At 63.1% G+C, this 16,039-nt stretch carries 24 protein-coding genes and 1 tRNA gene; 17 read left to right on the top strand and 8 right to left on the bottom strand.

The genetic code is table 11. The features are described 5' to 3' along the window. Positions 1-5 precede the first annotated feature (5 nt). From B9A23_RS15425 to B9A23_RS22875, 5 genes are all read right to left on the bottom strand, one after another. Positions 6-233, bottom strand: coding sequence for a hypothetical protein (locus tag B9A23_RS15425; protein ID WP_084279977.1), 228 nt, complete (start codon positions 231-233; stop codon positions 6-8). Next, on the bottom strand, positions 230-952 hold the full coding sequence (locus B9A23_RS15420; RefSeq protein ID WP_139797498.1) for a helix-turn-helix domain-containing protein: 723 nt from the start codon (positions 950-952) through the stop codon (positions 230-232). Before B9A23_RS15420 ends, B9A23_RS15425 begins: the two co-directional genes overlap by 4 nt. Next, complete coding sequence (locus B9A23_RS15415) at positions 949-1,416, bottom strand: hypothetical protein (protein ID WP_084279975.1); 468 nt, start codon at positions 1,414-1,416, stop codon at positions 949-951. The genes B9A23_RS15420 and B9A23_RS15415 overlap by 4 nt, the downstream gene beginning before the upstream one ends. A gap of 104 nt (positions 1,417-1,520) precedes the next feature. Continuing rightward, positions 1,521-1,745: a hypothetical protein gene (locus tag B9A23_RS15410; RefSeq protein ID WP_084279974.1), complete on the bottom strand. Its 225-nt coding sequence runs from the start codon at positions 1,743-1,745 to the stop codon at positions 1,521-1,523. A gap of 18 nt (positions 1,746-1,763) precedes the next feature. Further along, the gene (locus tag B9A23_RS22875) at positions 1,764-1,982 is read right to left on the bottom strand and encodes a hypothetical protein (RefSeq protein WP_176218024.1); all 219 of its coding nucleotides are present in this window, start codon (positions 1,980-1,982) and stop codon (positions 1,764-1,766) included. On the opposite strand from B9A23_RS22875, the gene B9A23_RS15405 reads away from it, so the two are divergent. The 16 genes from B9A23_RS15405 to B9A23_RS15340 all read left to right on the top strand — a co-directional run bounded on the left by B9A23_RS15405 (position 1,981) and on the right by B9A23_RS15340 (position 10,903). Further along, positions 1,981-2,418 carry a helix-turn-helix domain-containing protein gene (locus tag B9A23_RS15405; RefSeq protein WP_176218023.1) on the top strand — a complete coding sequence of 146 codons (438 nt, stop codon included), beginning with the start codon at positions 1,981-1,983 and terminating at the stop codon, positions 2,416-2,418. The two genes, B9A23_RS22875 and B9A23_RS15405, sit on opposite strands and share 2 nt — an antisense overlap. Beyond that, positions 2,415-2,693 (top strand): hypothetical protein, encoded by a 279-nt coding sequence (locus B9A23_RS15400; RefSeq protein ID WP_084279972.1) that lies wholly within the window; start codon positions 2,415-2,417, stop codon positions 2,691-2,693. The genes B9A23_RS15405 and B9A23_RS15400 overlap by 4 nt, the downstream gene beginning before the upstream one ends. 20 nt (positions 2,694-2,713) lie before the next feature. Beyond that, positions 2,714-2,989: a hypothetical protein gene (locus B9A23_RS15395; protein ID WP_084279971.1), complete on the top strand. Its 276-nt coding sequence runs from the start codon at positions 2,714-2,716 to the stop codon at positions 2,987-2,989. Positions 2,990-3,231: 242 nt separating this feature from the next. After that, on the top strand, positions 3,232-3,552 hold the full coding sequence (locus tag B9A23_RS15390) for a hypothetical protein (RefSeq protein WP_084279970.1): 321 nt from the start codon (positions 3,232-3,234) through the stop codon (positions 3,550-3,552). Next, on the top strand, positions 3,552-3,716 hold the full coding sequence (locus B9A23_RS22870; RefSeq protein ID WP_176218022.1) for a hypothetical protein: 165 nt from the start codon (positions 3,552-3,554) through the stop codon (positions 3,714-3,716). The genes B9A23_RS15390 and B9A23_RS22870 overlap by 1 nt, the downstream gene beginning before the upstream one ends. Positions 3,717-3,810: 94 nt before the next feature. Beyond that, complete coding sequence (locus tag B9A23_RS22865) at positions 3,811-3,948, top strand: hypothetical protein (RefSeq protein ID WP_176218021.1); 138 nt, start codon at positions 3,811-3,813, stop codon at positions 3,946-3,948. Continuing rightward, positions 3,945-5,087 carry a hypothetical protein gene (locus tag B9A23_RS15385; protein WP_084279969.1) on the top strand — a complete coding sequence of 381 codons (1,143 nt, stop codon included), beginning with the start codon at positions 3,945-3,947 and terminating at the stop codon, positions 5,085-5,087. Before B9A23_RS22865 ends, B9A23_RS15385 begins: the two co-directional genes overlap by 4 nt. Before the next feature lie 3 nt (positions 5,088-5,090). Then, complete coding sequence (locus tag B9A23_RS15380) at positions 5,091-5,855, top strand: lambda exonuclease family protein (protein WP_084279968.1); 765 nt, start codon at positions 5,091-5,093, stop codon at positions 5,853-5,855. Continuing rightward, positions 5,852-6,556 (top strand): exonuclease domain-containing protein, encoded by a 705-nt coding sequence (locus B9A23_RS15375; RefSeq protein ID WP_084279967.1) that lies wholly within the window; start codon positions 5,852-5,854, stop codon positions 6,554-6,556. The genes B9A23_RS15380 and B9A23_RS15375 overlap by 4 nt, the downstream gene beginning before the upstream one ends. After that, a complete protein-coding gene (locus tag B9A23_RS15370) occupies positions 6,553-7,215 on the top strand; it encodes a hypothetical protein (RefSeq protein WP_139797497.1) in 663 nt (220 codons plus the stop codon). Before B9A23_RS15375 ends, B9A23_RS15370 begins: the two co-directional genes overlap by 4 nt. A 2-nt stretch (positions 7,216-7,217) precedes the next feature. Beyond that, complete coding sequence (locus B9A23_RS15365; protein ID WP_084279965.1) at positions 7,218-7,418, top strand: hypothetical protein; 201 nt, start codon at positions 7,218-7,220, stop codon at positions 7,416-7,418. 61 nt (positions 7,419-7,479) lie between these two features. After that, a complete protein-coding gene (locus tag B9A23_RS15360; protein WP_084279964.1) occupies positions 7,480-7,908 on the top strand; it encodes a hypothetical protein in 429 nt (142 codons plus the stop codon). Positions 7,909-7,920: 12 nt separating this feature from the next. Continuing rightward, entirely contained in the window at positions 7,921-8,838 is a 918-nt protein-coding gene (locus B9A23_RS15355; protein WP_084279963.1) for a DUF2303 family protein, read from the top strand. 53 nt (positions 8,839-8,891) lie between these two features. Continuing rightward, positions 8,892-9,152, top strand: a complete 261-nt coding sequence (locus B9A23_RS15350; RefSeq protein WP_084279962.1) for a hypothetical protein — start codon at positions 8,892-8,894, stop codon at positions 9,150-9,152. Then, positions 9,152-9,514: a hypothetical protein gene (locus B9A23_RS15345; protein ID WP_084279961.1), complete on the top strand. Its 363-nt coding sequence runs from the start codon at positions 9,152-9,154 to the stop codon at positions 9,512-9,514. The genes B9A23_RS15350 and B9A23_RS15345 overlap by 1 nt, the downstream gene beginning before the upstream one ends. 174 nt (positions 9,515-9,688) lie before the next feature. Beyond that, positions 9,689-10,903, top strand: a complete 1,215-nt coding sequence (locus B9A23_RS15340) for a site-specific integrase (RefSeq protein WP_084279960.1) — start codon at positions 9,689-9,691, stop codon at positions 10,901-10,903. A gap of 18 nt (positions 10,904-10,921) precedes the next feature. On the opposite strand, the gene B9A23_RS15335 is transcribed toward B9A23_RS15340, so the two are convergent. The 3 genes from B9A23_RS15335 to B9A23_RS15325 form a co-directional block, all read right to left on the bottom strand. After that, positions 10,922-10,997: transfer RNA gene (locus B9A23_RS15335), tRNA-Val, on the bottom strand. 58 nt (positions 10,998-11,055) lie between these two features. Further along, positions 11,056-13,644, bottom strand: coding sequence for a DUF2309 domain-containing protein (locus B9A23_RS15330; protein WP_084279959.1), 2,589 nt, complete (start codon positions 13,642-13,644; stop codon positions 11,056-11,058). A gap of 25 nt (positions 13,645-13,669) precedes the next feature. Next, complete coding sequence (locus B9A23_RS15325) at positions 13,670-15,055, bottom strand: proton-conducting transporter transmembrane domain-containing protein (RefSeq protein WP_176218020.1); 1,386 nt, start codon at positions 15,053-15,055, stop codon at positions 13,670-13,672. Positions 15,056-15,167: 112 nt separating this feature from the next. Between B9A23_RS15325 and B9A23_RS15320 the strand changes: the two genes are divergently transcribed. Further along, a complete protein-coding gene (locus tag B9A23_RS15320; RefSeq protein ID WP_084279957.1) occupies positions 15,168-16,034 on the top strand; it encodes a LysR substrate-binding domain-containing protein in 867 nt (288 codons plus the stop codon). Positions 16,035-16,039 lie beyond the last annotated feature (5 nt).

Here is a 16,039-nt window from a genome sequence, read left to right as displayed (position 1 = left end):
CCAGTTCATGCGGCCTCACGAAGGCGGCGAGCGGCGACGGTGTCGCGCAGCTTGGCGAGCAGCTGGTCGAAATCACGGGTGCCGCGGCGGGCATGACTGGCCGCAATGCTCTCAAGCATGGCTTCGGTCAGCGTGTGCAGCGGGGCGGTCGAGGCCTTGGCGAACGCTGCAACAGCGTTGTCGCGCTTGGTGACGTTCTCTCGACTACGTGGGAAGCGGGCGCCGGGCTTCATGCAGCCACCTGCAGGATCGTCTCGACGATCTTCGCGAGCACAGGCCGCTTCGCCGCGCGCTGCGGAAAGGTCCGGCGAAGATGCAGAATGGAAGTGTGGTCGCGATTTAGCCGACGACCGATTTGGGTGAGCGAGGCGCCTTGATTGACCATCACCACTGCAACAACGGCGCGACAATCCACGGCACGGGAGAAGCGGCTTGCCGAAAGGATCTCGTCGGGCGTGATGGCCATCGCTTCGCCCACCAAGCGAACCGCCTGCATGGTCGTAAGCTTAGCGCCACCGTTACGAATCTTGCGTTCTACCGGCAGACCGGCATCGAGATGAGCGACTGCCTGGTCGCGATCTAGACCGCGCGACCGGAGCAGATAGTAATCGCCAAGCCGATCTTCACCGACCTGCTCTCGAAGGGATATCTTTTTTCGCTGGCAGGCGTTGCAGCGCCCGCTCTTGCGGATCGGGTCCATGTGTTTGTGGCCGCATTCACTGCAGGTGCGGACCTTCCGGGCGTTGCGGCAGCACTGGCAAAGCCCGTCCTTGATCTTCAGGAGTTTAGATTTCAGCTTGTTGCCGCAGTCGCTGCAGCGAGGCGTCTTGCTGTTGAGCGCCCGCTGCTCATTGTAGTGGTAGATGCACAGTCCGCTGAGGTTGCGGCGCCGCACTTTGCTCGAGCAACCTTCATGCGCACATGGCACGCGAGTGTAGGGGCCGCCGCTCACGCCGTAATCCCCTGTGCCGAAGCCATGGCCCGCAGGCTGGACACGATCGCGTCGACATCTCGCAACGACGGCATGATGTCCGCCAGCGCCTGGTGGTTGATCTTCGCACCGCCGTTGATCGACGCGGCCGCAAGCTTGGCAGCGAATGCCGTCACTGCCGGAACAGCGTTGATCACTTCCTCGCAATGCTGCGGAACGGCACGGCAACCGAACAGCGCCATGTAAGGCTGGATGTACTGCTCGCCGAAAGCGGCACCGATCGCGGTGATGAAGGACGCAGGGACCTTCTTGGTCTGCATGTCTTCGAGCCGCTGCACAGTGTCAGCGCTGGAGTCGAAAAGGGCACCGATCTGCGCGTTGGTGACGACATGATCGCGCTTGACCGCGAGGATGATCGCCCGCGCCGCCTCGGCAATTTTGCCAGAGGTCGGAATATCAAAGAGATATTTTTGCTGGTGCGCCATGACCTAGATGCATCCAATATGAAGAGAAGCGGAAAAACAGACGGCAGCGGTGGTGGCGGGGGACTTTCCTTCCGCTGCCGTCCGAGTGCTCTGAGATGCGACCCTCAGGGCTGGTGCGCGCACGCTGGATGGTGCGCGGTTGTGTCGAGGGGAGGCCAGTTCGTGCCTTGGTCTTCGTGGTGGTCGCGTTCGGCTAAGCGAAAGACATCGCGTATCCTGCGGCCAGCCATCACGAGCCCGATCCATGTTCCAAGGCCCAGGCCGGCGCCTAGCCAGACACCGGCGATCACCTGCCAGTTGTCGACGACAAACTTGACTGCGGTATCCATTGACCCCTCCCTTTGGTCTCAGGCGGCTTGTTTGGGTTGGTACGGTTCGATCTGTTCCAGCAGTTCGATCTGCTCATCAGTCAGCCCGTCGAGCACGGCATGGCGCCAGCCAGTCGTGCGCAGGATGTGGATGGCCAGCGAGCGCGGTGGCTTGCGCTTCCCTCCGATGATCTGCGAGGCGTAAGGCAACGATATGCGCGCAGCCTCCGCCATACCTGTTGGGGTAATCGTTTCCATGCCAGCTATCTTTGCAGATTGCAAAGATGTGGTCAATAGCCAGTTGCCGTTTGAGCTTTGCAGTATGCGTGAGGACTTCCTTGCAGATTACCGCCAAAATGGGCAAATGGCAGACGACAAGAACGGCGGACCGAATTATCTCCGTGCTTGGAGAGAATATCGGAAGATGACTCAGGAAGAGCTGGGCGCGGCGCTTGTGCCTCCGACAACCGGCTCGGTCATAAGTCTGCTCGAAGAAGGTGAGCGGGGTTTGTCGCTGAAATGGCTTCGCAAGCTTGCGCCAGCGTTAAGAACGCGCCCAGGCTGGATCGCCGACCTCAATCCGTTGGAAGCTGACACTCGCACGTTGGAGCTGGTCGAAGCCGTTCCTGACGACCGCAAGGAGCAGGTCTATCGCATTATCGAGACGTTCCTAAAGGACGGCACGAACGGGTGATCGAGTTCGCCTTACTTGTCTTCGTTTGGCCGCTGTGCGTGATCCTGGCGCCGGTGATCGCATGGTCAAAGGGTCGCAGCGGCTGCAGTTTTGCGATATTGGCCGTTCTGTTCGGGCCCTTAGCTGTCCTCGCGTCAATGATTGTCAGTCCGGATCCTGAGATCAAGATTCGCAAGGGCCTCGCAAGCGGCAAGCTGGTACGTTGCGTCTGGTGCAGGGAGCCAGTGCATCTCGACGCTGCGGTGTGCCCTCATTGTCAGCGGGACAATCCCTGATCGCTTAAGGAGTGCATGCGGTGACTAAAGATGAGATTGGATTGCTCGGTCGCCTGACTGCTTATGAACGCCTTCTTGAGTTTCTGGTCGCAAGAGACTTCGCTGACAGGACCGCTGACGACGCATCAGCTGTGGCGCAAAGCATAGTCGACGCCCCCTTGGGCTTAGCCCTAGGGCTTATGGAGGCCAGCAATCTCCAGGCCGTCGAGGAAGGTGCAAGGATGATGGAGGCCGAGATCCTCAATCGAGCGCTCGCTATGGCGGAGCATTGGCGACAGGCGCGCACGAAGGCTTAGTCGCCGACAAATCGCGGTAGTCAGAACCCTGCCTGTCGGCGGGGTTTTTTGTTTTCCTACACGCAAGACGATCGTCATGATCATGGTGGGCGATTCGCATTGCTTCGCAGGCTGCAAACCACTGCGCCAGCGGGCTTTGCAATTTGCAATGTTTTTTGCTTGACCCCACCTTTGCAATCTGCAAATGTCACTCCAACACCCGGTGAGCCGAAAGCGCAGACCCGGCCAGTTGGAGACCCCCAGTGCTTCACCACACCCCCGAACAGCTGCGCAGGTCGCGTCATCTCGACCTCGTCGCATCGAACGAAGCGCATTGCGAACGCAACGCCCGCATCCGTGCCTGCGCCGAGGAGCTGGTCAGCAAGACCATGCCGCCCCGTACCGGGCCGGTGCACGGCTTCTACAGCTTCCGTGAGGGCATTGAGCGCGCTGCCTACAAAGGCCGCCGCGACAAGCTGATCGCGCAGACCATCGCCGACCTGCACGCGCAGGGCTTCGGCTATGACGCCTGGGATGCGGATTACGCTGCTGCTGTCGAGCGGCTGACGGCGAGGGCGGCCTGATGTCGACCTTCGAAATCAACTTCACCCCGGCTCGCGGCAAGGGCCCGATGATGAGCTACCAGTTCAAGGCCGCGACCTTGGCTGATGCCACCCGCGAGGCCCGCCGCCACGTCGCCATCGAAGCGCCTGGCTACAAGCTGCACTCGCAGCGCGAGGTAGCGTGATGGCACAGTACAGCCCACGCCGCGACCTGCTCGCATGCCTCGCCGTTCTGGCGCCGGTCATGGCGGTCTTCACCGCGATCTGGATCGCGCTGCCGTGATCTTCCGCCTCATCACCCGTCGCACTGCCGCGACCGCAACCACCATCCTGCCGATGTCAAAGGAAGACGCCCGCTTCTGGGCACTCCTGCGCGATCGGCGAAACACCCTCAGCAACGGAAAGGACGCCGCGTGAACGCCGTCACCAAGATCGAAGCCGCGCCTTCACACATTGCCACGGTCGTCGAGCAGACGCCTGTTGTTGTGCTGACCGACAAGGCCCAGCGCGAGAGCTTTTACGAGCACATCCAGCGCGAGGTCGATGCCTTCGAGCCGGACACCAGCACGGAGAAGGGCCGCAAGGCGATCAAGTCGCTGGCCTACAAGATCACGCGCACCAAGACCGCGATCGATGACGCCGGCAAGCAGCTCAACGAAGAGGCGAGGGCGCGCATCAACGCCGTCGATGCCGAGCGTCGCGCGGTCAAGGAGAAGCTGACGGCACTGGCCAATGAGGTTCGCCGCCCGGTGGATGAGTGGGAGGCTGCCGAGGATAAGCGCGTCGAGGAATGCCGCGCGGTTATCGACGGCATCAAGGCCGCTGCTGTCGTCACGATCGAGGACACCGCCGCAACGGTCCGCGCCCGTGGTGGTCAGGTCTGGAATACCGCGCTCGATGCCGACCGGTTTGGCGACATGCTGGCGGAGGCCACCGCTGCCAAGGACATGGCGGTGTCGGCGCTCAAGTCGGCGCTGGCACGTCTTACCAAGGAAGAGGCTGACAAGGCAGAGCTCGAGCGTCTGCGTGCCGAGGCCGCTGAGCGTGAGGAGCGTGATCGGATTGAGCGGGAGGCGCGTCTCGCCGAGGAACTGCGCTTGGCGGAATTGAAGGCCGCCGAGGAAAAGCGCCTCGCCGACGAGCGCGCTGCCGAGGAACGTCGCATCGCCGCCGAGAAGGCAGAGGCCGAGCGCATCGAGCGCGCCAAGCAGGAAGCCGCCGAAGCCGCCGAACGTGCTGCCCGTGAAGAGCAGGCGAAGCGCGACCGCGCACACGCTGAGCAGCTGGCCGCCGAACGTCGCCGTGCCGAGGAAGCCGAGCGGGCGGCACAGGCGGAGCGCGATCGCATCGCTGCCGAGGAAGCTGCGCGTCAGGCTGAGGCCAAGCGGCTCGCTGACGAACAGGCCGCACGTGAAGCCGACCAGGCGCATCGCAGCGCCGTCATGCGCGAGGCGAAAGAGGCGATCATGACCTGCGGTGTCGACGAAGAGGCCGCCAAGAAGATCGTCCTGCTGATCCGCGCCGGTGAGGTGCCCAACGTTAGCCTGAGGTTCTGATCGATGACCGACAATCCCTTTGATCTCGACTTCTGCGAAACCGCCGTCGAACTGGACGATTTCGCCGAAGCACCTTCTCAGACGACCACCGGCCCAACCTACCACGGCGAACTCCTGCAGGGCTCCGACGAGTGGCTGCATGCCCGCTGTGGGCTGCTGACGGCTTCGGAAATGAAGCTGATCATCACGCCCACCGGCAAGGTTGCGAACAACAAAGATACGCGCATCCACGCCTACGAACTGGCATTCCAGCGCATCACTGGCTTCGTCGAACCGCAGTACGTCTCGGACGCGATGCTGCGCGGGCAGGAAGACGAGATCTATGCTCGCGCCGCCTATTCCGAGCATCACGCTCAAGTCGTCGAAACCGGCTTCATCACGAACGACAAGTGGGGTTTCACGATTGGTTACAGCCCCGACGGCTTGGTCGGCGATGACGGTCTGATCGAGTGCAAGTCCCGCGCCGGCAAGTACCAGGTGCAGACGATCGCGAACGACGAGGTACCGGAAGAGTACGTCCTGCAGCTGCAGACCGCTCTGCTGGTCAGCGAGCGCGAGTGGATCGACTTCATTTCCTACTGCGGTGGGCAGCCGGTCTACATCAAGCGGGTCGAGCCTGATCTTGAACTGCAGGCAGCGATCATCGCCGCCGCAACCGCCTTCGAAGCCCGCGTCGCCCACGTCATCCGCGAATACCACGCGACGCTCGCGCGCATGCCGAAGCTCATTCCGACCGAGCGGCGTGAAATCGAGGAGATCATCATATGACGGTGATCCGCGTCATCGACTTCGAAACGTCGGGCACGGAACCGCCCGCCGGCAAGGTCTGCGAAGTCGGTATCTGCGATCTGGACCTGACGACGCGCAAGGTGATGCAGCCCAAGTCTTGGCTCTGTGGTGTCGACGTAATGCCGCCAGAGGTTCGCGCGGTGCATCACATCAGCCTTGCCGAGTGCGCTGGCTCCGACCCGTTCAAGGCCGACGACATGTTTGCCCACGTCAATGGCATACCCGCCGCCATCGCCGCCCACAACGCCGAGTTCGAGACAAAGTTCTTCGACAGCCCCGTACCGGTGATCTGCACATACAAGGCAGCGCTGCGGGTCTGGCCGGAAGCGCCCAGCCATTCCAATGGCGCGCTCCGGTACTGGTTGGAAGACGCAGGCAAGATCGCGCCGGATCACGCTCTGACGCAGCCAGCACACCGCGCCGGACCCGATGCTTATGTGACGGCGCACATCCTCCTCGCGCTCTTCGATGCCGGAGCGACCGGCAAGGACATGGTGCAGTGGACCAAGGAGCCGCGCCTGCTGCCGACGTGCCCGCTGGGCAAGTTCCGCGGCGTGCCCTGGTCCGAAGTCGAAGCCGGTTTCCTCGGATGGATGCTGCGTCAGCCGACGATGGAAGAAGACCTCAAGTGGAATGCGCAGCGCGAGATCACGCGCCGCCAGAAAGGAGCAGGACTGTGAGTGAAGCAATCGACATGTCCCGGTTCGTCGAGGCCAAGAGCGACCAGCTCAACGCCGACGACCTGATCGGGGCGCCGCGCACGATCACGGTGCGCAAGGTGACCGGCAACGACGGTGATCAGCCGGTCTCGATCTTCTACGAGGGCGACAACAACAAGCCGTTCAAGCCCTGCAAGACCATGCGCCGCGTCCTGCTCGGTGTCTGGGGCCGCAATGCCGCTGACTACGTCGGCCGGTCGATGACGCTCTACCGTGACGATGCCGTTACCTTTGGCGGCCTCAACGTCGGGGGCATCCGCATCAGCCACATGAGCCACATCGACAAGAAGACGGTCGTGGTGGTCATGAAGACCAAGGGCAAGAAGGCGGGGATCGAGGTGCATCCTCTCGTCGCCGAAGTGCGGCAGATGCCCAACGCCAACGCCGCAGCCGACTGGACCGCCAGCTTTATCGCCAAGGTCAACGAAGCGCCGGACGCCGATGCCTTGAATGCCTTCGTCGCAAAGCAGATCGCCAAGATGGACCGCCTGCCTGCCGACCTGCGCACCCAGGCCGACGATGCCGTGTCCGAGATGCTGGCCAAGTTCCACCCCACTGGCGGCAAGCCCGATGAGGACATGGGCGAGGGATTCAACACTGACGACGAGGGAGGTTTCTAACCATGACGCTCACCTACGCCCTGTTCGGGCTCAGCCTGATCATCGCGATCGCGTATCTGGTCTGCATCACGCTGGCCAATGCCCGCACCACGCGCCGCCTCAACGCCCTGCGCTCCAACTGCTTCGTCACCAGCGAGCGCGGCCACCGTATCCGCTACGTCAACGCCTCGCCGGAAGTGCGGGCGCGGGCTGAGACGAACTGACCAACACGGACCCGGCTTGGGCGCGGGCCGGGTCTGACCACCAGCGCCGGAGAACCTCAATATGAAACCCGAAGCATTTGACCCGGAGACGGGCGAAATAATCGAGGAGCGCGCTGCCGATGGTGGCCGTCGCTACCCGGCCGCCACAACAATGACCGACCTGGTCGCCATGCTCAACGATGGCGCATTCAACCAGAACTGCGCCGACAAGCTGCAGAGCTTCTCGGCTGACATGGAAGAGCGCGGCGTCGACACCGGCAAGAAGGTCAAGGGCAAGATCACCCTGACCATCGAAGTCGAGCGCGAGCACGATGGCGTCTACTTCTTCACGCCGGACCTGCAGTTCAAGCTGCCGCCCGAAAAGGTCAGCCGCACGATCGGTTGGGTTACCGAAGACAATCGCTTCACGCCCAACAAGCCGGGGCAGGGCAACCTCTTTGGCACCATCCGCGAAATCACCGTCGACGCACGCACTGTGCGCGGCGCTTAAGGACTTCTGATCATGCTCGATTCCGAAGCAACTAACGCCGGTGCCATCGTGCACGAAGCGTTCGAAGCGGCCAGCGACCATCTTCGCGGCCAAATCGTCACCGTGCGGGACCCTCGCGATGGCACTGATGCTCCGGCTATCCTCAGGGACGGCCTGCACGTCATCAATCCCAGCGAGTTCGACAAGTACCGCATTCGCCCGACCCGCCGCGAAGGCGCTGCAACCCACACTCGCCTCGACAGCTTCATCGATCACGTCAACCGCTTCAAGGGCGAGAACAGTGTCGTCTTCGCGGTCGACAACATGGCTGGTCCCAAGCTGACGGCGATCTTCGACTATCATTCCGCCGGCTATTCCAGCGATGCCGAGAACCTCAAGCACCGCGCGGTCTACAGCTTCCCGCTGTCGGACGAATGGAAGGCTTGGAGCCAGGCAGACGGCAAGTCGATGTCGATGATCGACTTCGCGGCATTCCTTGAAGATCACATCGTTGATGTCACGGCCGACAAGCCGCAGTCGGACGCCGCCAAGGACTTCCTCGCCAAGTCAGGCGGCAATCTCGCCAGCCCATCGAAGTTGATCGAGATCGCGCGCGGCCTGCAGGTCAACGAAGCATCGACCCTTCGTGAGGCCCGCAACCTGTCGAGCGGCGAGGCAGAAGTCGTGTTCCAGTCGGAGCACCTCGACGCCAGCGGCAACAAGCTGACGCTGCCCAACGCCTTCATGATCTGCATTCCGATCTTCGCGCGGGCCAAGGTGCTCGACCAGATCCTCGCGCGCTTCCGTTACCGCAAGAACGGTGGCTCGATCTCATTCTGGTTCGACCTGTGGCGCCCTGATCTCGTGTTCGAGCACGCATTCACCGAGGCCTGCGATCAGGTGAAGGCTGAGACCGGCCTGCCGCTCTTCGTCGGCTCGCCCGAAGTCTGATTTTCCACCAAGGGACTGGCGGTTGCCCAACAAGCGCCGCCAGTGATTTTACCATGACCCTCCCCGACTACATCACCCGCTATCTCCGCAACCCACTGATCTGCCCGAGACAGGACCGCATCACGGACCCGCTGGCGACATGGTCCGACCTCGGAATGCATGACGGTGCCCGCGATCTGGCACGGTGGGAAATCGCCATGCTGATCGAGGATGAAACCGGCTGCCCGATGATCGCGGATGATGTGATCGAAAAGTGGGAGACGCTGGCCGATGTTGCTGAGGCGGCGATGTGGTTTGAGGGGGTGGTGGTGTGATGGACTGGCAACCCGGCACCAAGAACGAGAACGGCGTTTACTGTCCACACGAGACGCTTGAGTTGTTCCGCAAAGGCGGCGGCCTGCGTGCCGAGATTGCCTTGGTGCAGACGCCGGAAGGCTGGCGCTCGAAGCGCGGATTCTCGTTTTTCTCTGGCGACTGGTGGGGATCATCGGGACCGATAACAGACCATTGCACCGCTTATCCGACACGCGAGGAAGCGATCAAGGAGCAGGTTGACCGGATGCACCGCGAGTTCGCCAAGATCACTGACGCCTCGCAGCAGAGGGAGGCGCGTGAAATTCTTGCTTGGGCCGACGCGGTGCTGGCGCCGGAGCAAATGGAGTTGTTCGCAGCATGACCCGCCTACTCACCAAGGAAGGCATCTGCTCATGACCGCGCACGCCTTAGCATCGAAAGTCCGCCGCGCTCTCCGCAACGATACCGGCGTGACCTTGACCGCAGATCAAATCCGCGAATTGGTTTCGCGGCACGGCCTGCTTGAAACACTCTCCCGTGCGGAAACCGAGGAACTATGCCCCGCGACAAATTCACCGTCGGCGACTTCTGGCTCGACAAGCGCCGCGACGGCATGGCCCCCGACATCTGGCAGATCGCAACCTACAAGCCGGGATCGCGCACCGTTGTCTATCGCAGCACTCGGTGCCGCACGGACGAACTAGAGCAGGCCAAGGCCGTCCTGCGTGCCCATGAAGCAGCGCAGCGGTCGAAGAAGCCCCAAGGGAGCGAGGACGCTGAATTGATCCCACAACTGCTCAACTATGTGAACGAGCACGGCCCCGACGTTCTGCGTCTGGATACGGTCGAGTCGTCGTTCCGTGCTTGGGTAGGCTTCCTTGATCAGGACGAGCTTACAACCGGCGCGCGCGTTGCCGACATCGACAAGGTTTCCGTGACCCGCTTCCGTCGCTGGCGCATGAGGCCGCATGAATGGAACCTGCAATGGTGGGACGGCAAGGCCTACAAGCACAAGAGCGATGGCGTATCAGGCGAGGCGGTGCAGCGGAATATAGAGGACTTGCGCGCCGCCCTAAACCATGCCGAAGCCGCCCGACGCATTCCGCAAGCCCCGCGCATCCCCAGCGTTGACAAATCTCTGCGGTCGAAGGCGAGGACACATCAGTTTACCACGGCGCAGCTTGGGGCTCTCATTGCCTACGCTGACCACGAACAGTGCGTTCAGCAATGGCTGTGGCTCATGATCGCAACGGGATGCCGGCCAGATGCCGCCCTTGCGTTCAACCCGCTCGAACAATGGCATGGCGCAGTGATCGACCTGCACCCCGCAGGCGCACCGCAGACCGACAAGCGCAATCCGATTGTACCGGTGATCGAGCCCTTGAAGCCAATCCTTGAAGCCTGGCAGCTTGATCGCGTGAAGTCGCGTAAGAAGTGGTGGGGCACGGCGAGGGAGAAGCTGGGCCTTCCTGCGACCCATATTCCCAAGACGATCCGCCACACGGTCGCGTCCTATCTTCGCAATGCCAACGTGCCGGGCGAGCAGATCAGTTTACTGCTCGGCCACAAGGACAGGACCGATACGCTCGAAGCGACATCAGACATCTACGCCCACGGCGACCCGCTCAAGATGGCGAAAGCGATTCGCGCGCTGACCAGCTTTTTCCGGTCTGTGGAGAAGGAAGCAGGCAAGTGGCGTGCTGTCCATTTGCTGACCATTACCCCTGACAACAACAAGATTATCGTTGTCAGGAAGGCCGCTAAAGTGTAGATTTGCCGGGCTTTTGAATGGTGGGCGCTGACGGGCTCGAACCGCCGACCCTCTCGGTGTAAACGAGATGCTCTACCAACTGAGCTAAGCGCCCCGGCGCCTGCGCTATTGCGCGCAAAGGCCGGGGCAGTCAACAGCATTTGCCGGCAATTTCAGCAGGGGCGGGCCGCCCATTCTCCGCGCACCCACTTGTGCGCCTTGTGTTTCCACGGATCGATCACGACAAGATTGACCCAGCCGTTCTCGACAAGCCGGCCGACAGCGTCATGGGCGAGCACGATATCCTGCACGCGCTGCAGCGGCGCCTCGATGATGACTGCGAGGCGACGCGGGGTGTGGTAGGGGGTGCCATCGTCGCGGAACAGCGATTGGCGGGGCAAGCCGGTGCACAGGTCACCGCCGCTGCCTTGCACCACGCCGAAGCCGCCGACGACGTTCTGCGTTGTCTTGTCGCCAGCGCCCAACACCTCGTTATCGATGGTCGAAAAGAGGTATTGGCAGTTGATCCACTGCGCGACGATCATCGGGGCGGTCATGATGCTGGTCAATGCGCTGCCATCGGCATCCTTGCGCCAATCATAGCTGTGCAGGAACGCCTTCCCGGCAAGGTTGAGCCCCTGCGTGAGCGAGCGTGGTCCGACGATGAAGGCGGCATTGTCGGACAGGCCCCATTCCGGTCGTACTTCACCCCAGTGTGCAGCGCCGGTCAGAAGGTCATCGGCGCTGCGTCCCAACCGGGCCGAGCGCTCTTCGCGCGCGGTCCGGCCAGCTTGCAACAGGGCCTGGCGCAGGTTTGCAAGGTCCGCGACGTGGCTTGCGGGGACCAGATGGCGGTCGAAGATCTCCACCTCGTCACGCGTGGTATCGTGCTGGGCTGCGATGAACCATGTGGTGGACGGCAGCGCGAGGCCTTCCGCCGCCAAGCCCGCACGCACCTCGGGATCGTTGAGGATTGCGGCCATCAGCCGGGCGTTGGGGCCACCCGGATGGCCGCCGCAGGCGCCGCAATCGAGGCTCGCGGCAAAGGCGTTGTTGGTGGTCGATCCGCCATGGCCGACAAGCGCCACGAGACGCGCCGTATCGGCGTGCAAGCCCGTCAGGGCGAACATGCCACGGGCGTAGGCGATGCGCTTGGTAATGGGAATGATCGCGGCGGCATTCTGCGCGCCGCGGTCGCACCCCTCATGATCGTGATCGTTGCTGGCGACGGGCGCAAGAACGAGTCCGCGTTCTCCGACAAGCCGCTTGCGCAGGGTTTCGAACAACCGTGGTGCGAGCGTGCGACCGAGCATCGAGAGGGCTGCAACCGGCCCTGCCGCTTCCGCTGTGGCAAATCCGGTTGCGCCGGCCTTGGTGGCGTCGAGCATTGCGCGCGCATCCTCGATCGCGGCGTGGCGATCGAGGAGGGTTGCTGCCTCGCTCTCGCGTCCCGGAGCGGGTTGTTCGGGGATGACATGCGCTGGCTGGAGCAGCACAGGCAACTGGTTGCGCTGTGGCGCCGAACATGCCGGCGCAAGCGCAATCGGCAGGCCGAAGAAGCCCGCATAGCCAAGCGTTTCGAACGAGCCTTGTGACTCGATTGCCCGGCGCATCGGTTCGGACCGCACATCGATGCAGAACACCAGTTGCGCGTCCGGCGCGGCGCTGCTTGCGGCTGAGGCGTTGCGAGCCGACGCCTGTTCGAGTTGCGGGGCCACGCCAGCCAGGAAGCTCGCCTCCGCTGCCTCCTGAAAGATCAGGCCAAGCTGCCCGTCATCCAATGCGGCAACTTGTTCGAACATCTCGCGACCGCGTGGCGTGAATGTCGCCAGCGCGTGCTCATCGATTGCAAAGTGGGCGAGCAGCGCGGCGCGGACCTCCAGGCTCTCGTCAGCCGACAGTGTGACGGCGTGAGGCGGCTGGCGCACCGTTCCCTGCACCAGCGCGACGAGCGCCATCAGTTCCTCGATCGTGGCAGCGGCACTGCTCGCCAGACTCGCGTCAGCGTATTCGTTTCGCCAGCGCAAGTGCGCGGCCCAGCCAGGCAGAACCCCGACCAGCGATTGCAGCCAAAGAGCGCGGTCGCTCAGCTTTACCCCATCCCGCCGGGCAGCGAAAAGAAGCATGTCGATCGGATCGGCTGGAGCCTTGGCCAGCCAGGCCTGGCCGGTGGCATCGCTCAGGCGCTGAAGGACCGGATCGTGGCGTAGCACCTCGCACAGACAGGCGTAGAGACCCTTGGCACGGCCCGGCAGATGCAGTGCGGCGTTGCGGTCGAAGAAGGCGGAGAGCCAACGCGCGAGGATGGCGATCTCCGGACAAAGTTCGCGCCTGACGGACTTGTGGCTCCGTGCCGGCAATTCGCACAAGCGTGCCAGAAGCAGGTTGTAGGGGGTGAGATCAGGGCCGAGCGATGCAAAGGCTTCATCAAGGCCGCCGAGATGATCGACCACCGTCTTGCGCAAGGATAAGTAATCGATCCGCCCCTCGGCCATGAGCGCGCGCCATTCTGGCAGCGAAAGCGATGGCCTTGCCCCGAACAGCGATGTGGCGCGCGGCACGGCTTCCTCGAACGGTTCATCTTCGAACCCCGAAAGTGGATTGACGGCGATAGCGCTGTCGAGCGGCCAGAGCGGTGCGACTGTTCGCGCCGCGATGCTGGCCAGCCCCCTCAGTGCGTCGCGCTCTGCCGTGAAGGCCAGCAATGCGGGGGAAACTTCGGCAGAAGACGAGGATGAGGATAATGGCGATGCGATGGACATGGAAATCTCCTGTCTGATGCGCGTGTCAGGCGGCAGAGGCGAAATGGATCAACCGCGCGTGAAGTGCGGGCGGCAAGGTCCGCTCTCCGCGCATCACGCCTTGCTGATAGACCCAGACTGCGAGAAACAGTGCGAGCAGTCCGATCTGTGCGTATCCGGGGATCAGCGGCACGGCGGCGTTGTGCTGGACCGTGCCGACGAGAGCGAGGGCCACAGCGTTGAGAGCGATCAGCGCGATCGGCACGATGACGAGCAGGCGGCTCATGCGTGAGCGCCGAGCCGACCTGATCGCAACGCCCAGCGCCGTGAGGAGGGCTGCCAAGGCAAGGCCGACGGGAAGAAGCGCGTTCGTTTCGCCCAAGGCGTGGAGCATGGCCGCGCTGATGATCGTGAACAGTGCGATCGCTGCCGGCCAAGGTTGAGCAAGGCCCTTGCCGCGCCCGCCAGCCGTAGCGATGGTGCCTGCCGATCCAAGGAAGAGCCAGGCCTTGAACAGGCCGTGCGCAACCATGTGCCACAAGGCTGCGGCATAGGCGCCGAGCGCAATGGTCAGCAGCATGAAGCCCATCTGCGCTACGGTCGACGCGGCAAAGGCGCCTTTGACATCGCTGCGGGCAAGCATCGCCACCGCGCCGGAAAGAGCGGCGAAGGTGCCAATCGCAAACAAGGCATAGCGCGCGACAGGGGCGGCCTCGATCACGGGCGAAAGGCGGATCAGCAGAAAACCGCCGGCGTTCACGAAGCCTGCGTGCATCAGGGCCGAGACAGGGGTCGGCGCTGCCAGCGAGCGCATCAGCCAGGTCGAGAACGGAGGAAGGGCGCAACGAACAGCCGCTGCTCCTACCAGCAGGATCGCGGCGATGGTTGCAATGGGCGGCGCCATTGTTGGAAGCGCCTTGACGATTGCGCCGATCTGGGTGGTGCCTGCGGCCAAGGATAGCAGGAGCGCTGCGCCCACCAGCAGCATGTCGCCGATCAGGAAGGCGGTGCCGGCGCTGCGCCTTGCGGCCTTGGCCTCGCTCCATTCGCCGACGTGGCCGATCAGGCCGGCCATGATGCGGCCACTGGCAATCCATGCAGCGACGATCAGGAGTGCGTCGTTGGCCAGGGCAAGCAGGACCGTGGCCGCCGCCTGGCCGATTGCCAGACGCACGAACGAGGCGGAACGGGGGTCGGCGCGCAACTGGCGGCGCGCAAAGGCTACCACGACAACTGTCACGAACAGCGCAAGGGCCGAGAGCGCACCACCTGCGGGCGTGACCGCGACGTGGCCGGTGGCAATGCTGATGGCGAGGAGAAGGGCGAGCGCGGCTGCGGGACCGTCCGTACGGGTCAGAGGAATTGATGGCGTGCGGGCCATGCGCGTTAGCGGCGATGATACAGCAGGCGCAGGAAGGCTCATGTCGGTCATGGAGGTTCCCCTGTTTGACGGGTTGCTGTTCGCCGGTGCAGCAAAGTCAGGCATTGGGAAAACAAATTATCGCAATGTTGAAGATTGCGGATGTAAATGATAGTTGAATGTCATGAGCTTGCGAAATCTCGACATCGATCTGCTGCGTTGCTTTGTGACCATTGCCGACACCGGAAGCTTCACGCGTGCCGGGGAACGCCTGGGGCGCACGCAATCGGCGATCTCGTTGCAATTGAAGCGGCTTGAAGCGCAGGCGGGGCGTACGCTGTTCCGGCGCAGCCCGCGGAGCCTTGCGATCACGCCGGAAGGGGAGCGCCTGATCGGTCCGGCCCGGCAGATCCTGCGGTTGCACGATGCAACCCTTGCCGAGATGTTCGAACCCGACATCGCCGGATCGGTAAAGATCGGCGTACCGGAAGATTTCGCGACCGCGCATCTTCCCGCCGTGCTTGCCGCTTTTGCCGAGGCGCATCCGCTTGTCGAACTGGAGGTGACCTGCGACCTGACTCTCAACTTGCTGGACCGCTTCCACGCCGGCGGGTTCGACCTCGTGCTGGTAAAGAGACAGCCCGCGCAGGACGTGCAGGAAGGCATGCGCGTGTGGCGCGAACCGCTGGTCTGGGTGGCTCGAGACCGGCAGGCAGCAGCGAATTTCGCCCGTGTGCCACTGGTCGTCTCGCCGGAACCTTGCGTCTATCGCAAGCGTGCGACCGAGGCACTGGAAGCCATGGGGCGGCCATGGCGGGTGGCTTACACCTCGACCAGCCTTGCCGGCAGCCTCTCAGCGGTCAAGGCGGGGCTTGGCATAACCGTCCTGCCGCTGGAAATGGTGCCCGCGACGCTGACCGCAGTCGGGCCAGACGCCGGCCTGCCGCCGCTTTACGATACGGAGATCGCGCTGCTTGAAGCGCCGGGCCTGTCGGACACCGCACACCGGCTGGCCCAGCACATCGTGGCCGCGCTGGAACGCGGGGCCTGAAGCGC

It is taken from the genome of Novosphingobium sp. B1 (genome assembly GCF_900176395.1).
Taxonomy (GTDB): Bacteria; Pseudomonadota; Alphaproteobacteria; order Sphingomonadales; family Sphingomonadaceae; genus Novosphingobium.
Note: the sequence above shows the minus strand (reverse complement) of the source record. Positions and strands in the feature narration are given on the sequence as shown.

Bases quoted from the DNA above. Each gene is read 5' to 3' on its own strand.
- B9A23_RS15340 (WP_084279960.1), top strand. From the start codon at position 9,689: ATGCCCCGCGACAAATTCACCGTCGGCGACTTCTGGCTCGACAAGCGC.
- B9A23_RS15410 (WP_084279974.1), bottom strand. From the start codon at position 1,745: ATGGATACCGCAGTCAAGTTTGTCGTCGACAACTGGCAGGTGATCGCC.
- B9A23_RS22870 (WP_176218022.1), top strand. From the start codon at position 3,552: ATGTCGACCTTCGAAATCAACTTCACCCCGGCTCGCGGCAAGGGCCCG.
- B9A23_RS15345 (WP_084279961.1), top strand. From the start codon at position 9,152: ATGGACTGGCAACCCGGCACCAAGAACGAGAACGGCGTTTACTGTCCA.
- B9A23_RS15405 (WP_176218023.1), top strand. From the start codon at position 1,981: ATGCCAGCTATCTTTGCAGATTGCAAAGATGTGGTCAATAGCCAGTTG.
- B9A23_RS15380 (WP_084279968.1), top strand. From the start codon at position 5,091: ATGACCGACAATCCCTTTGATCTCGACTTCTGCGAAACCGCCGTCGAA.
- B9A23_RS15325 (WP_176218020.1), bottom strand. From the start codon at position 15,055: ATGACCGACATGAGCCTTCCTGCGCCTGCTGTATCATCGCCGCTAACG.
- B9A23_RS15355 (WP_084279963.1), top strand. From the start codon at position 7,921: ATGCTCGATTCCGAAGCAACTAACGCCGGTGCCATCGTGCACGAAGCG.
- B9A23_RS15415 (WP_084279975.1), bottom strand. From the start codon at position 1,416: ATGGCGCACCAGCAAAAATATCTCTTTGATATTCCGACCTCTGGCAAA.
- B9A23_RS15360 (WP_084279964.1), top strand. From the start codon at position 7,480: ATGAAACCCGAAGCATTTGACCCGGAGACGGGCGAAATAATCGAGGAG.
- B9A23_RS15375 (WP_084279967.1), top strand. From the start codon at position 5,852: ATGACGGTGATCCGCGTCATCGACTTCGAAACGTCGGGCACGGAACCG.
- B9A23_RS15365 (WP_084279965.1), top strand. From the start codon at position 7,218: ATGACGCTCACCTACGCCCTGTTCGGGCTCAGCCTGATCATCGCGATC.
- B9A23_RS22875 (WP_176218024.1), bottom strand. From the start codon at position 1,982: ATGGAAACGATTACCCCAACAGGTATGGCGGAGGCTGCGCGCATATCG.
- B9A23_RS15350 (WP_084279962.1), top strand. From the start codon at position 8,892: ATGACCCTCCCCGACTACATCACCCGCTATCTCCGCAACCCACTGATC.
- B9A23_RS15425 (WP_084279977.1), bottom strand. From the start codon at position 233: ATGAAGCCCGGCGCCCGCTTCCCACGTAGTCGAGAGAACGTCACCAAG.
- B9A23_RS15330 (WP_084279959.1), bottom strand. From the start codon at position 13,644: ATGTCCATCGCATCGCCATTATCCTCATCCTCGTCTTCTGCCGAAGTT.
- B9A23_RS15320 (WP_084279957.1), top strand. From the start codon at position 15,168: ATGAGCTTGCGAAATCTCGACATCGATCTGCTGCGTTGCTTTGTGACC.